Origin of the sequence: Micromonospora sp. NPDC051006 (assembly GCF_044456245.1) — a bacterium.
In the GTDB taxonomy this organism is placed as follows: Bacteria; Actinomycetota; Actinomycetes; order Mycobacteriales; family Micromonosporaceae; genus Micromonospora.
The window spans coordinates 1-13,133 of sequence record NZ_JBITFP010000011.1 but is presented as its reverse complement, the minus strand read 5'-3'; the positions used below and the strand labels follow the sequence as shown (position 1 = coordinate 13,133).

The 13,133-nt window shown below is 69.8% G+C and carries 13 protein-coding genes; 7 read left to right on the top strand and 6 right to left on the bottom strand.

Annotated elements, in window-relative coordinates; translation table 11 throughout:
- The first annotated feature begins 54 nt into the window (after window positions 1-54).
- The 3 genes from ACIBBA_RS18285 to ACIBBA_RS18275 all read left to right on the top strand — a co-directional run bounded on the left by ACIBBA_RS18285 (window position 55) and on the right by ACIBBA_RS18275 (window position 2,570).
- Window positions 55-909, top strand: a complete 855-nt coding sequence (locus tag ACIBBA_RS18285) for a helix-turn-helix domain-containing protein (protein ID WP_396698607.1) — start codon at window positions 55-57, stop codon at window positions 907-909.
- Between the two features lie 191 nt (window positions 910-1,100).
- Window positions 1,101-2,036, top strand: coding sequence for an NADP-dependent oxidoreductase (locus tag ACIBBA_RS18280; RefSeq protein WP_396698605.1), 936 nt, complete (start codon window positions 1,101-1,103; stop codon window positions 2,034-2,036).
- A 33-nt stretch (window positions 2,037-2,069) separates the two neighbouring features.
- Complete coding sequence (locus ACIBBA_RS18275; RefSeq protein WP_396698603.1) at window positions 2,070-2,570, top strand: cupin domain-containing protein; 501 nt, start codon at window positions 2,070-2,072, stop codon at window positions 2,568-2,570.
- A gap of 135 nt (window positions 2,571-2,705) precedes the next feature.
- On the opposite strand, the gene ACIBBA_RS18270 is transcribed toward ACIBBA_RS18275, so the two are convergent.
- Both ACIBBA_RS18270 and ACIBBA_RS18265 read right to left on the bottom strand, forming a co-directional pair.
- A complete protein-coding gene (locus ACIBBA_RS18270) occupies window positions 2,706-3,878 on the bottom strand; it encodes a low temperature requirement protein A (protein ID WP_396698601.1) in 1,173 nt (390 codons plus the stop codon).
- 119 nt (window positions 3,879-3,997) lie between these two features.
- Window positions 3,998-4,675, bottom strand: coding sequence for a hypothetical protein (locus ACIBBA_RS18265; RefSeq protein WP_396698599.1), 678 nt, complete (start codon window positions 4,673-4,675; stop codon window positions 3,998-4,000).
- Between the two features lie 104 nt (window positions 4,676-4,779).
- Between ACIBBA_RS18265 and ACIBBA_RS18260 the strand changes: the two genes are divergently transcribed.
- The 3 genes from ACIBBA_RS18260 to ACIBBA_RS18250 all read left to right on the top strand — a co-directional run bounded on the left by ACIBBA_RS18260 (window position 4,780) and on the right by ACIBBA_RS18250 (window position 9,364).
- Entirely contained in the window at window positions 4,780-6,081 is a 1,302-nt protein-coding gene (locus ACIBBA_RS18260) for a HupE/UreJ family protein (RefSeq protein WP_396698597.1), read from the top strand.
- 141 nt (window positions 6,082-6,222) lie between these two features.
- On the top strand, window positions 6,223-8,196 hold the full coding sequence (locus ACIBBA_RS18255) for a fibronectin type III domain-containing protein (RefSeq protein ID WP_396698594.1): 1,974 nt from the start codon (window positions 6,223-6,225) through the stop codon (window positions 8,194-8,196).
- 88 nt (window positions 8,197-8,284) lie between these two features.
- Window positions 8,285-9,364, top strand: a complete 1,080-nt coding sequence (locus tag ACIBBA_RS18250) for a WxL protein peptidoglycan domain-containing protein (protein WP_396698592.1) — start codon at window positions 8,285-8,287, stop codon at window positions 9,362-9,364.
- 156 nt (window positions 9,365-9,520) lie between these two features.
- On the opposite strand, the gene ACIBBA_RS18245 is transcribed toward ACIBBA_RS18250, so the two are convergent.
- The 4 genes from ACIBBA_RS18245 to ACIBBA_RS18230 all read right to left on the bottom strand — a co-directional run bounded on the left by ACIBBA_RS18245 (window position 9,521) and on the right by ACIBBA_RS18230 (window position 12,162).
- On the bottom strand, window positions 9,521-10,159 hold the full coding sequence (locus ACIBBA_RS18245; RefSeq protein WP_396698590.1) for a TetR/AcrR family transcriptional regulator: 639 nt from the start codon (window positions 10,157-10,159) through the stop codon (window positions 9,521-9,523).
- Window positions 10,160-10,353: 194 nt separating this feature from the next.
- Window positions 10,354-11,412: a tryptophan--tRNA ligase gene (gene trpS / locus ACIBBA_RS18240; RefSeq protein ID WP_396698588.1), complete on the bottom strand. Its 1,059-nt coding sequence runs from the start codon at window positions 11,410-11,412 to the stop codon at window positions 10,354-10,356.
- A 91-nt stretch (window positions 11,413-11,503) separates the two neighbouring features.
- Window positions 11,504-11,680 carry a hypothetical protein gene (locus ACIBBA_RS18235; protein WP_396698586.1) on the bottom strand — a complete coding sequence of 59 codons (177 nt, stop codon included), beginning with the start codon at window positions 11,678-11,680 and terminating at the stop codon, window positions 11,504-11,506.
- Window positions 11,681-11,712: 32 nt separating this feature from the next.
- The gene (locus ACIBBA_RS18230; protein ID WP_396698584.1) at window positions 11,713-12,162 is read right to left on the bottom strand and encodes a PRC-barrel domain containing protein; all 450 of its coding nucleotides are present in this window, start codon (window positions 12,160-12,162) and stop codon (window positions 11,713-11,715) included.
- Between the two features lie 201 nt (window positions 12,163-12,363).
- Here ACIBBA_RS18230 and ACIBBA_RS18225 point away from each other — a divergent pair, with 201 nt between their 5' ends.
- Window positions 12,364-12,627 carry an SCO4848 family membrane protein gene (locus tag ACIBBA_RS18225; RefSeq protein ID WP_396698582.1) on the top strand — a complete coding sequence of 88 codons (264 nt, stop codon included), beginning with the start codon at window positions 12,364-12,366 and terminating at the stop codon, window positions 12,625-12,627.
- Window positions 12,628-13,133 lie beyond the last annotated feature (506 nt).

Genomic DNA, 13,133 nt, shown 5'->3' with positions numbered 1-13,133 from the left:
TGAACGCCAAGGCCGCTACCTGAGCTGTCTGGACTGTCCAGGCACACTTGCGTCGTGGAACGGCACGAGTTCGGCGCCGCGGTGCGCCAGTTGCGGGAGAATACGGCCCCTGCGACTGTCGGGCTACCGGTCGGCCGTCGGCGGGTGCAAGGGTTGCGGCGGGAGGAGCTCGGCGAGCTCGCGGGGATGTCTGCGGACTACGTACGCCGGTTGGAGCAGGGGCGCAGCCATCCGTCGGTCGGGGTGGTGAACGCCATCGCCCGTGCATTACGAACCGGGCGGGCGGAGTACGAGCGGCTCTGCGCGCTGGCCGGCTACGCCGCCGCGGACGGGCAGGTGCCGAACGAAATCGGTCCGGGTGCGATGCGGCTGCTGGAGCGGTTCACGGACACTCCGATGTTCGTCTCCGATGCGGCGATGAATCTGGTCGCCGTGAACAGTGCGTTCATGGCCCTGGGGCACTGGGATCTCACCGGGGACCCTTGGGAGTGGAACATCGCCTGGCGTACGTTCTGCGATCCGTTCAGTGGTTTCAAGCAATCCGCGGCTGACGCGACCGATCATGAGGCGGTCCTCGTTGCCCGCTTGAAGAGCGCGCTGTTGCGCTATCCCGCTGACGCGTCGCTCGCCGCGCTGGTGAACGAGATGCGGAGCCGAAGCCGCCTGTTCGACACCTTGTGGCGCACGCCGCGACCGGTGGCGGCCTACGAGAGCAGTGCCGCGTTCATTCATCCGGACGGTGGCGCCGTCACGCTCGTCGGCAGCCTTCTCGCCATCCCGGGCGACGATTTGGCGGCTCTGATGCTCACCGCGGCACCGGGTTCGGCCGATTCGGCGCGTCTCGCCGAGATCGTCGGCGACGCCGGCGAGCCGACCATCATCAAGGTGGGCCAGCCCGGCCCAGGCTAACCGCGCCGGATCCTGCCAGATTGAGTGACGTCTCCAGCGACCGCGGATCCAGCGGCTGCCTCCGGGCGGCCCTGGTGACGCCGGACTGGACGCCTTCGCAACTCCAAGCAATGCCGCAGGGGGTCACCTCCGCGTCGGCGCTGCTTCAAGTTCGAAGCACATTGATGGCGCTCACGGGAGCAGGTTGAGTAATGAAGGCAGTGCGTTTTCACGAGTTCGGCGGTCCCGAGGTGCTGCGCTACGAGGACGTCCAGCAGCCCACCCCCGGCGCCGGTCAGGTCCGGATCCGCGTCGCCGCCACGTCGTTCAACGGCGTCGACGGCAACATCCGCGCGGGCTACATGCAGGGTCCGATCCCGGTCGAGCTGCCACACACTCCCGGCATCGACGTAGCCGGCACGGTCGACGCGCTCGGTGACGACGTGGACGACGTCGCGGTCGGCGACCGGGTGATCGGCTTCCTGCCGATGACGGGGACCGGAGCGGCCGCCGAGTACGTGATCGCGCCGGCGAAGATCTTGACGGGGGCGCCCAAGAACATCCCGTTGGCCGACGCGGCGGCGCTCCCGCTGGTGGGCCTGACCGCGTGGCAGGCGCTGTTCGACCACGGCAAACTGACCGCCGGTCAGCGGGTGCTGATCAACGGTGCCGGCGGAGCGGTCGGCGGATACGCCGTGCAGCTGGCGAAGGAGGCCGGTGCCGAACTGATCGCCACGGCCAGCCCACGCAGCGCCGACCGTGTCAAAGCCGCAGGCGCCGACCAGGTGATCGACCACACCAACACCGACGTGACCGCGGCGGTGACCGAGCCGGTCGACCTGGTACTCAACCTCGCGCCGGTCGCCCCGGAACAGCTCGCCGCGCTGGTCACGCTGATCAATGACGGCGGGACCCTCGTCAACACCACCGTCTGGATGCCCGCCCCTTCCGACGAGGGGCGCAGCGTGCGCGGCATCGACCTGTTCGTGCGCAGCGACGCCGACCAGCTCGCCGACCTGGCCGCCCGCGTCAGCACCGGTGAGTTGCGCGTCGACGTCGCCCGGCGGGTGCCGCTGGCCGAACTGCCCGCCCTGCACGGCGAGGCGCTGCCCGGCGGCAAGGTCGTCATCACCGTCGCCGACGCCTGATCACCAGCACGGACCACAAGGAGACGAACCACCATGATTCCCGACGACGACCCGTCCCGCTCACTGACCGTGGCAAACCCCGACGACCCCGCCACGACGTACATCTCGCTGGTGGGCAACACCTACGGCATGCTGATCACCGGCGAGCAGACCAACGGCCGGTACTGCCTGATCGACATGCACGTGCCCGACGGCGGCGGCCCGCCGCCGCACCGGCACGACTTCGAGGAGATGTTCACGATCCTCGAGGGCGAGATCGAATTCACCTTCCGCGGCGAGAAGCACCTCGTACGGGCTGGGTCCACCGTCAACATCCCGGCCAACGCGCCGCACAACTTCCGCAACGTCTCGGGCGCACCGGCCCGGATGCTGTGCATGTGCACCCCCGCCGGGCAGGACGAGTACTTCACGCGCATCGGCGACGTCGTCGAGGGCAAGGACGCGCCGCCGCCGCAGCTGACGCCGGACGACCTCGCTGAACGCCGCCGCCGTGCGGCAGAGCTGGCCTCGACCTACCGCAGTGAATTTCTGTGACTACCGCGACGAGCAACCCGCTACCGCTGACCGCCACGAGTCGCGCATCGGCGGTGACCGCACCTACGCGTGCGGCCACCGTCGCGGCCCGGCCGGGCCCGCGTCAGCTCGTTCAGCCGAATTGAAACGTCCGCCTCACGGGGTCGCGGGTGGCGAGCTCGGCCGATAGGACGTCCAGAGGGAATCGGCGACCGCGACGCCCATCAGCACCATGCTGCCGGCGACGCTCAGGCCCAGACCCGGGAGGTGCGGCGCGAGTGGCGTGATGGCGACGGCCACGACGATCCCGACGAGGTGGGAGCGCGGGACGCGCAGGAAGACTTCGTGGTCGAGGGTGGCGCGACCGGCGAGGAAGAGAGCGGCGCCGCCCAGGATGAGCGCGGTCAAGGTGGCGTCCGGCCGCGCCAGGGGGTCGTCGATGACCCGCTCGATGCCGGCCGCGGTGGCGACCACCGCGACGACCATCAGCCAGTGGGCGTACGGATTCGTCTGCACCAGCCGGCTCCGGTGGGCGGACGTCTCGATGGCGTCCCGCAGGATCGCCCCTGTTCGGCGGGCGTAGCTCCACCAGAGCACCACCGCCGTCAGGAAGGCGATGACGAAGGCGGTGATGCGGGGCGCGTCGAACGGCATCCGGCTCAGGGCCAGCACGGTGATCAGGACGAGTTCGCCCAGGGTGAGGATGTAGATCTGCTGGTACCGCTCGGCCAGATGCTCCGGGGCCACCGCGTACTGGGGCAGCGGTGGCCGGCCCGGGATCGGGAAGCGCAGCCCGAAGCCGACGTAGTCCACGGTCAACGCGGCCAGCCACACGACGAGTCGTGGCCCAGGCTCGGGCACCAGGCCACCGGCTATCCAGAGGACGCCGGAGACGGTGGTCCAGAGCAGGACCCGTAGTGGCCGCTCCTGGTCGCGGCGACCACGCAGCGACGGGATGAGCACCAGGCCGCGACCCCAGTTGATCGCCGCCCAGGTCGCGCCGAAGACCAGTCCGTGGTTGCTGAACGCGTGTGGCAGCGCGGCGGACATCAGCATGCCGCCGAACATGATGCCCAGGATCACGAACCGGATGCGTCGCGCCTGCGGGGTGTACAGGTCGGTGAAGGAGGTGGTGGTGACCCAGACGGCCCAGAGCGTCGACAGGGCGATCAGCGCGTGGGCCATCGACGTCCAGGTCGGCTCGGTGGCCATCTTCTGCGACGTCAGGGCAAGGCTGGCGATGAACGTCAGGTCGAAGAAGAGTTCCAGCAGGTCCGCGCGCTGTGGCCCCTCGACCATTCGGGTCAACGGCCGGCGTGCGCCATCCATCACCGAAAGCTTCCTCGATCTCGCGATGCCACGGCTGGGGCGCTGGGTGATCCGAGGCTCACCCTAAACGGGCATCGCGCCCTTCGAGGACGAACCGCGGAAGCCGGCGGCAGCGGGCGTCACGCGGGCGGGAGTTGATCGAGCCAGATCACGATCCCGGTCAGGTCGTTGAGTACGGCCGCGACGCCCGCCCGGATGGCGGCCGCGCAGCGCTCGCCGGTGAAGGAGTCGGCGTCGTACGTCGAGGACATGCCGAGCCCTTCGCCCCGGAAGGACGCGCCGGACCAGTCGACCGCCGTGACGTTGTGGGTGGGCTCGGCCAGCTCGGCGCCGACCACCAGGAACTGCTGCGACAGGTGGCTCGGGGTGACCAGCGCGAGCGGGTCGATGAGGTCGTTGCCCGCGCTGACGATGAGGTCCGGACTCATCTCGAGGGCCTTGACGATGCTGGCGACGGGGTTGTGGGCGTCGGGGACCACCGTCCTGAGGTCGACGTGCTCGTCGTCGGCCCACTCCTCGACCGCGGTCACCAGGGACCTGGTCGGGCGATCGTCGCCCATGGTGAGCAGCACCACCCGGTAGTCCTTGGAGGGATGCACGCCGGCCCAGGAGCCGGGCTGTGGCGTGACGGTCGACTCCGGGGCGGGCCGGGCGGAGGGGTCGATGAACCCGGGGCCGAGAGCGCCGACGGCGCTGGGCTTGGGGTGCGGCCGGGACCAGTCGTTGCCGGAGCTGCATCCGGTGACCAGTGCGGCGGCCGCGGCCAGCATGGCAACGGCCCGAAGCGGGGGGCGCAAGGCGGTCGTCCTCTTCAGTGGTGGCGGAAAGGTGCGCGTGTCTTTCCCCGTATTCCTATCCCAGTTCCGGCCGGCTTCAATCCGCCGGCCGCCGATACGGCCGCTTGTTCTCCGGCGGTTCGCCAACGGTCGGGCCCTTGTTCACCCGTGCCATGCAACGTGCACTGGCCATAGCGAGGGAGCAACAAATGTTACTGGGCGTCCGCCGTACCGTTATCGTCGCCGTTGTCGGAATCGCCGCGGCGGTGATCGCCTTTCTGAGCGCCGGCCCGGCGTTCGCCCACGGGTTTTCGTCGACTGTGTACGCGAAGGTGACCGCGGGAGACGAGGGTCACATACGAACGGCGTTGGGGCTCGAATACGACCTCTTCGTCGTGTCGGCCGCTGATTCCGAGGACGACGACCCGCTCTTCCGGACGGGAACCGCCGCGTTCGAGGCGGGTGACGCCGGCGGGCAGGCGGCCGCGCTCGACACCCATGCGTCGTCGGCCGTCAGGTACGTCACCGAGCGCTTCTCGGTCACCTCGGGCGGCAAGGCCTGCACACCGACCCAGGTCGGCGACTTCACCATCGGCGAGCAGGAGGGCGTGCCGTACGCCGATCTGCTGCTCGACTGGGCGTGCGCCGAGCGGAGTGACGAGCACGCGGTGCGCAGCGAGCTGTTCTCCGACGCCGAGGGCTACGTCAAGGGCACCAAGACGATCGTCACGTACGAGATCGACGGCCGGTCGGGTAGTGCCGCGCTCGACGCCGGCCGCCCCTCCTTCTCGACCGCCCAGTCCTGGTACGAGCGGTTCTGGGAGTTCTTCCGCCTGGGCGCCGAGCACCTGCTGACGGGGATCGACCACATCCTGTTCCTGCTGGCGCTCATCGCCGGGTCGCGGCGCCTGCGGGAGGTCGTGCTCGCGGCCACGAGCTTCACCCTCGCGCACTCGGTGACCTTCCTGCTCGCCGCCCTCGGCCTGGTCGACGTGCCCGCCAGGGTCGTGGAGCCGGTCATCGCGCTGTCGATCGCGGTGGTCGCCGGCTGGCACCTGTGGGGGATCTGGCGGCGCGGCGACCACGCCACCGACCTCGAGCCGGCGGGGCGCGGTCACTTCAACCTGGACCGCTCCGGCTGGATCCGCCTCGGCGTCGTGTTCTGCTTCGGACTCGTGCACGGACTGGGTTTCGCGGGCGCGCTCGGGATCGACGAGGCGTGGTCGTGGACGTTGCTCTGGTCCCTGCTGGTCTTCAACGTCGGCATCGAGACGGTGCAGCTGGCGATCATCGCCGTTGTCTTCCCACTGCTGATCGCGTTGCGGCACCGTACGCCGAAAGCGGGCCTCTGGGTGACCGGCGCTATTTCTGCTGGCGTGTCCGCTATGGGGCTGGTCTGGTTCGTGGAACGCGTGTCTGGGTCCTGAGTATGGCTAACTAGTTCGGGAAGTGCAGCCAGTCGCAAGATCGCGTTCATGGCCGGTTCATGACGCGGCGAAAGTTTGAGATTGCTTCTCCGTCATCGGGAAAGCCAATCCATTTCTCTATTTGAAGAGGGAAAACAGTCGATGGCATTGAGCACCTCGACGCGAGCCTCCGGGCTCGTGCGGCACCGCGTGGCCGCAGGGGTCACAGCGGGAGTTCTGGGCCTGGCCGCGGCCCTCGGTAGCGGCCTGACGGCCACCGCGAGCGCTGCCGAATCCACCACGCTCACCGGCGTCATCCTCGGTGTGGGCGCCAACGAGACCCAGCGCATCGTGACCTGGTACTCCTCTGCGGACACCGCGCAGAAGATCCAGGTCGCCCCGACCGCCGAGATCGTCAACGGCGAGTTCCCGGCCGGCGCGGTCAGCTTCGACGCCGTCGGTGCGGCGAACACCTCCACCACCGGTTTCAACCGGCACGCCACGATCACCAACCTGCGGGAGAACACGGCGTACACGTACCGTGTCGGCTCCGAGGACAGCTGGTCGCCGGCGTACTCCTTCAAGACGCAGGACTTCGAGGGCAACTACGACTTCCTGTTCTTCGGCGACCCGCAGATCGGCTCCTCCGGCGACCGGCTGAAGGACCAGGCCGGCTGGGAGGAGACCCTGAAGGTCGCCACCGCGGCCAACCCGAACGCCGAGCTGCTGGTGTCGGGCGGTGACCACGTGGAGAGTGCCAACGACGAGGGTCAGTGGACCTCGTTCATGGCGCCCGACCAGCTGCGTCAGTACCCGGTCGTGGCCACCATCGGTAACCACGACGTGGGCGGCAAGTCCTACGAGCAGCACCACTTCACCCCGAACACCGACCGCACGGCCCCGTACTACGACAACGGGAACCCGGCGGGCACCAAGTCCGGTGGCGACTACTGGTTCGTCTACAAGGACGTGCTGTTCATCGACATCAACAGCAACAGCTACAACCCGGCCTCGGGTGGCGGCGGCGACGCGGCGCACGTCGCGTACATCACCGACGTCGTCAACAAGCACGGCTCCGAGGCCAAGTGGAAGGTGCTGGTCTACCACCACTCGATCTACTCGCCGGCCAGCCACGCCACCGACGGCGACAACAAGCAGCGGCGGGAAGACTTCACCACCGCCTTCTCCAACCTCGGCATCGACATGGTGCTGCAGGGCCACGACCACAGCTACTCCCGCAGCTACGCCATCAAGAACGGCCAGAAGGCGAACCCGGCGGAGCAGCCCGGCGCGGCCGAGGTCTACCCCGGCCCGGGTGGCGTCATCTACGTGACGGCGAACTCGGCCTCCGGCTCGAAGTACTACGACATCAAGAAGCCGGACAGCACCGGCACGGGCATCCGTGGCAACGGTCCGGACCCGCTGAACCCGAACAGCTACTGGTACAACTCGGTGCAGAACCAGGAGCACGTCCGCAGCTACGTCAAGGTGCAGGTGCGGGGCGACAAGCTCGTGCTGGAGAACCTCCGCAGCGGCACCTGCGCTGCGCCGAACGCGGCGGTCGAGAAGGGCCTCTCCTGCACCAACACCGCCGAGGGCCAGCCGATCGGCTCGATCGTCGACAACGTGACGGTGCACCCGTACCACGGTGACGGCCAGGCCATCCAGGTCAACGTGCCCAACCCGGCTCCGGGTGAGTTCGGCTGGACGATCGACGGCTACAACGGCCTGGTCGACCTCGGCACCGCGCAGGAGCGCAACGGCACCTACTTCGGGGCGACCGGCAAGATCAACCCGATCCTCGTGTCGGACAGCCGCCGCTCGCTGGCCCCGTGGTCGATCTCGGCCAACGTGGGTGACTTCCAGGACGGCGACAAGACCTTCTCCGGCGCCAACCTGGGCTGGACGCCGTACGTGCTCGACGCCGGCGCGGGTGCCGAGGCTGGCGCCCCGGTTCTGTCCGGCTACGACGACCAGGGCAAGGGTCTCTCGGTCTCCAGCGCCCTCGGTTCGGCCGCACAGGGCCACCCCCGCGGTGGGGCGAAGCTCGGCGCCGACCTGGACCTGAAGATCCCGGACAGCGTCGCGAAGGGTAGCTACCGCGCCACCCTCACGATCACTGCGCTGAGCAGCTGATCGAACTGTTCCACCGGGCGGGGTAGGACCTTCGGGGCCTACCCCGCCACCCGTGGCAAACCACCCAAGATCACCTCAAGGATCCGAGATGCATGCGCCCCTGACCCGTTGGAAGACCAGGACCGCCACCCTCCTCCGTACGACCGCCCTGTCCCTGCTCGCCGCCGTCGCGGCCGTCGGCGTCGGCGCCGGCCCCGCCGTGGCAGCGGACGGTAACGTCGCCTGGACGGTCCGGACGGCCTCCAACAGCTACGGCGCGGCCCGGTCCAGCTACAGCTACAACGTCAATCCCGGCGGCATGGTCGAGGACGCCATGGTCGTCGCCAACCGCGGCCCCGCGCCGCTGAACCTCTCCGTCTACGCCGCCGACGGGTTCACCACCGACGCGGGTCAGCTCGACCTGCTCACCAAGGACAAGAAGTCCGTGGCGATCGGCGCCTGGGCCCACCCTGGTGCGGGCAACGTCGTGATCCAGCCCGGGAAGACCGCCCAGGTTCCCTTCAAGATCACCGTTCCGGACAACGCCACGCCCGGCGACTACGTCGGGGGCATCCTCACCTCCCTGACCCAGCCGGACCAGGCGCAGGGCATCAACGTCGACCGGCGCCTCGGGATCAGGATCAAGCTGCGGGTCGGCGGTGAGTTGAAGCCGAGCCTCGCGATCGAGGACCTGAAGGTGAAGTACGACGGCACCTTCAACCCGTTCAGCAAGGGCGACGCCACCGTCACCTACAAGATCCACAACATCGGCAACGCCGCCCTCTCCGGCCAGCAGGCGGTGTCGGTGTCGGGTCCGTTCGGGTCGCTGCGCGCCGAAGCGGGTGAGATCGGGGCGCCCCCGGAGCTGCTCCCGGGCGAGAGCTGGAACGTGACGGTGCCCGTGCACGGTGCGGCACCAGCCGTCCGGCTCGCGGCGACCGCAACCCTCACGCCGCTGCTCACCGACGCATCGGGCTCCACCACCTCGCTCGAGCCGGTCCGCGTCACGGCGCACGGCTGGGCCATCCCCTGGACCCTGTTGCTGCTGCTCGTCGTGCTGGCCGCCGTCGTCACCGGGGCGGTCCTCCTCCGGCGCCGCAACCGCGTGCAGCGCAAGCTGCGCGAGGATGCACGCGTGCGCGAGGCGGTCGACCAGGCGCTCCGCGACCAGGAGGCGCCGACGAGCTGACCCCGACGGGAACCGGCCGGACCCGGCTCGCAGCAGAGTTGGTGCCGTCACCTGCGCGCTGCCCGCGGACCGGCCGGTGACCCTCACCGGGGCGCTCGCCGCTGGGGCTGAAGCCGGGGAGCGGGGGCCCCGATGGACGCGGCCGGGACCGCGCCGTCAGCGCGGCGGCTCAGCCGGCCGGCGGTAGACGCCGTACCACCAGGTGGCGGCGAGTTCCCGGGCCGCCGCCGCATCGCCGCTGCCGTCGTCGACGGTGATGTGCTGGGCCAGGAACCGTTCCCCGCCGATGACGATCAGGCGGCTGGTCTGGACCGGATCCATCTCCTTCGGCAGTTGGCCGCTCTGCTGCCCGGCCACGATCAAGTCCTTGGTGTTGCGGACGAACTGGTCCAGCCGGGCGGTCCAGAACTGGCGCACCTGCGGGTCGTAGCCGGAGACCTCGTTGATCGCCGCCAACACCGCCGCGTGCTGCCGGTAGACCCGGATGACCTCGCTGAAGACCTCGGTCAGGGCGGCTGGGCCGTCGGCGTCAGCCCCGGGCTGCCAGGCCGCCGCGATGTCGAAGGACATCTGGCTCATCGACTCGGCGAGCCGCATCAGCAGCTGGGTCTTGTCGGCGAAGTGGGTGTAGAAGGTCGACCGGGCGACCCCGGCCTCCCGGGCGATGCGCTGCACACCCAGCTCGGTGAAGCTCACCCCCTCGGCGAGCAGGCGCTCGGTGGTGGCGAGGATCCGGGCCTCCACCGGGACGCGGCGGTCGCCGGACGCGGAGGGCCGCCGGGTGATGGATGGCATAGCGGAATCCTAGGCACCTGGTGGGCCGGGACGCCGAGCGCGACCTGGTGGCGAGGGCGTGGGGCTGCTGGTCTGGAGCCCGCTGGCCGGCGGCTTCCTCCGGGAGGACATGGCCACCGAGGTGACCCGCCGCGGCGCCGCCGGGCCCGGGACCGCCGCTGCGGCCCGGACCCGGCGCGCGTCGTACCCCAAGGTCAGACCGCGGTGGCCGCGGTCCGCCGGGCCCGCTCGGCCCGCCGGCGCAGCTGCTGGTACGCCCCGGTCAGGCCCATCGCCCGACGGACCTCGACCAGGGTCTGATGCACCTCGCGGCGAGTTCTCTCGGTGCCGTCCACGATCAACTGGTCGACCAGGCCGCGGTCGGCCTCGATCTCGGCGCGGCGTTCCCGGATCGGGTCCAGGAACCGGTTCACCGCCGCCACCAGCTGCTCCTTGACCTCCACGTCACCCACCCGGCCGGCCCGGTAACGCTGCTTCAGCTCGTCGACCCGGGCCCGGTCCGGGTTGAACACGTCGTGGTACGCGAAGACCGGATTCCCCTCGACCGTGCCGGGCACGTCGGCCCGCACCCGGTTCGGGTCGGTGTACATGCTCATCACCTTGCGGCGCACCGCCGCCGGATCGTCGGAGAGCAGGATGCTGTTGCCGCGGCTCTTGCTCATCTTGCCCTGCCCGTCCGTGCCGACCAGGGTCGGCGTCTCGGCCGGGATCAGCTCCGGGACGGGGAACACCTCGCCGTAGAGGTGGTTGAACCGTCGGGCGATCTCGCGGGTCACCTCGACGTGCGCGGCGTTGTCCTTGCCGACCGGGACCACCCGCCCCTTCACGCAGAGGATGTCCGCCGCCTGGAGCACGGGATAGCCGAGCAGCCCGTACGGCATCTCCTCCTTCCCCGCGTCCCGGGCCATGTCCTTGAGCGACGGCACCCGTTCCAGCCGGGGCACGGTCACCAGGTTCTGCAGGAGGGTGTTCAGGTCCCCGACCTCGGGAATCGCCGACTGGAGGTAGAACGTGGCGCGGGCCGGGTCGACGCCGGCGGAGAGGATGTCGGTGACCATGTCGCGGGCATTGCCGGACACCCGCCCGACGTCCTCGCGGCTGTTCCTCGTGGTGAGCATGTGCAGGTCGGCGATGATGAAGAAGCTCTCGTACCGCTGGTGCAGCCGCACCCGGTTGGCGATGCTGCCGACGTAGTGACCGAGGTGCAGCCGCCCGGTCGGGCGGTCCCCGGTGAGCATCCGTGCAACGGACATGGTGATACGCCTTTCGTGCCTGGTGGAAGGTGGTTGACGCGTTGCGCGCACCGGTGGGGACAGCTCGGCCCCACCGGTCAGCGTGATCGGCTCAGGAAGCCGTCCGCCATCGCGCGCCGTCGCGGAACCGCGGCCCGCCGGCACGAAGGACGTCGATGATCTGCTCGCGGCCGTCGCCGGAGCTGGTCGGAACGGTGAGCACCACGCCGAGCGGGAGGCCGTCGACGACCTCGACAGCCTCGGGCGCGTAACTGCTCGGCCGGACCATGGCTCCACGGTAACCCGTACCGTGCTGCCGGCTCAGCCCTGCCGGTAGCTGTCCGCGTAGTAGCTGCCGACCCGCTGCTGGTAATCCGGCTGGCCGTACTCCTGCGGGTCGAACGCCAGTGAGTCCTTGACCTGCTGGCGGGTGCGGTCGACGTGCACCGTCCGCGTCTGGTGATCGACGCGGGCGACGGTGCCGGCCGGCAGTAGGACCTTGTGGCCGAGGATCCACGGCCCGGTGTCCACCACCAGGTAGCGCGCGTCGGTGTCGTCGCTCGCCCGGTCGATCGAGCCGATCCGGCCGTCGGTGGCCTCCACCCAGTAGCCGACCAGGTCGATGGGGGTGCCGGGGCCCGGGGCGTCCGGGCCGTCCGCGCCGCCGGCCGGCCCGTCCGCCGGGCCGTCGTCGGGGCCGGCTCCGCTGTACCCGCCAGCGAGGGCGGACGGGTCGCGCCAGGCCCAGGGATTGAACGGGGCGGACGGCATGGGCACCTCCGATGGGTCTGTCTCTGCTCCTTCAAGCAGTGCCCGCTCCGTTTCCTCAGGAAACGCGGGGCAACAGAACGTCTCCGCGCCGAGGGCGCGCACCCGCCGGCCGCGGGTGCATCGGGGCTTGCCCATCGCAGGCCGGCTGGCCTGGGGTTCGGCACCGGTGGTCGGATCAGGACGCTGGCATACTCGGCTGCCATGGTGCTGTCGCGTGGCTGGGCTCTCTTCCTCACCGGGGTCGGCGTCTGGACCTGGGTGATCTGGCCGAGGTTCGCCCTCGCCATCTGGAACGACCCACGTTCCTGGTCGACCGGGACCGTCGCGGACGGCGCCGGCACCAGCTTCCTGTGGGTGCACGCCCTGCTCATCGCGGCGTCGCTGGCGATCGGGACCACCGTCGGAGTGCTCGGCGTGCGGGGCTGGCTCGCGTCTCGGCGCCGGCGCAACGCATCGCCGTCCTGAGCGTTGTACGGGCTGACGGGGACGGTGTGACGCGGGACGCTCCGCGCCGATTTGACGATCAAACCCACGGACGCGTAACTTTCTCTCTGCCAGCGCGGAACGGGGCAAACGGGACGAAAGCCCGGGAGCTCCGATACCGGGACTGGCACCGGAACCGGAGGGGTCAGCCTCTGCGGGATCGGACCGGGCGGTGCCCCGGATTCGCCGCGAGGCGGATTTGGCGAGGCGCAACCGACCGGGTAAGGTTGACGACCGGCAGGGCACCGGGCGAGCTTGCGGGAAACCGCAGCGGCCGGCCTGTCGAATCCGATGATCAAGCCAGTGGTTCGCCGCTGCGCGTGTTCAGCGGAGCCAACCCGTACGAAGCACGACAGACCGGCACAGACCGGTTTGACACGGCGGAGACGGTGAGGTAACGTAGTAAAAGTGCCCGGCGCGGGAGCGGCGGGGATGGTGAACGGAATTGCCCCGGATGGGGGCCTCCTGGTGGGGGTTCTTCTGATGGT

Excerpts from the sequence above, each read along its gene's own strand:
- ACIBBA_RS18280 (WP_396698605.1), top strand. The coding sequence starts at position 1,101 with ATGAAGGCAGTGCGTTTTCACGAGTTCGGCGGTCCCGAGGTGCTGCGC.
- ACIBBA_RS18275 (WP_396698603.1), top strand. The coding sequence starts at position 2,070 with ATGATTCCCGACGACGACCCGTCCCGCTCACTGACCGTGGCAAACCCC.
- ACIBBA_RS18270 (WP_396698601.1), bottom strand. The coding sequence starts at position 3,878 with ATGGATGGCGCACGCCGGCCGTTGACCCGAATGGTCGAGGGGCCACAG.
- ACIBBA_RS18255 (WP_396698594.1), top strand. The coding sequence starts at position 6,223 with ATGGCATTGAGCACCTCGACGCGAGCCTCCGGGCTCGTGCGGCACCGC.
- ACIBBA_RS18250 (WP_396698592.1), top strand. The coding sequence starts at position 8,285 with ATGCATGCGCCCCTGACCCGTTGGAAGACCAGGACCGCCACCCTCCTC.
- ACIBBA_RS18245 (WP_396698590.1), bottom strand. The coding sequence starts at position 10,159 with ATGCCATCCATCACCCGGCGGCCCTCCGCGTCCGGCGACCGCCGCGTC.
- trpS (WP_396698588.1), bottom strand. The coding sequence starts at position 11,412 with ATGTCCGTTGCACGGATGCTCACCGGGGACCGCCCGACCGGGCGGCTG.
- ACIBBA_RS18235 (WP_396698586.1), bottom strand. The coding sequence starts at position 11,680 with ATGGTCCGGCCGAGCAGTTACGCGCCCGAGGCTGTCGAGGTCGTCGAC.
- ACIBBA_RS18230 (WP_396698584.1), bottom strand. The coding sequence starts at position 12,162 with ATGCCGTCCGCCCCGTTCAATCCCTGGGCCTGGCGCGACCCGTCCGCC.
- ACIBBA_RS18225 (WP_396698582.1), top strand. The coding sequence starts at position 12,364 with ATGGTGCTGTCGCGTGGCTGGGCTCTCTTCCTCACCGGGGTCGGCGTC.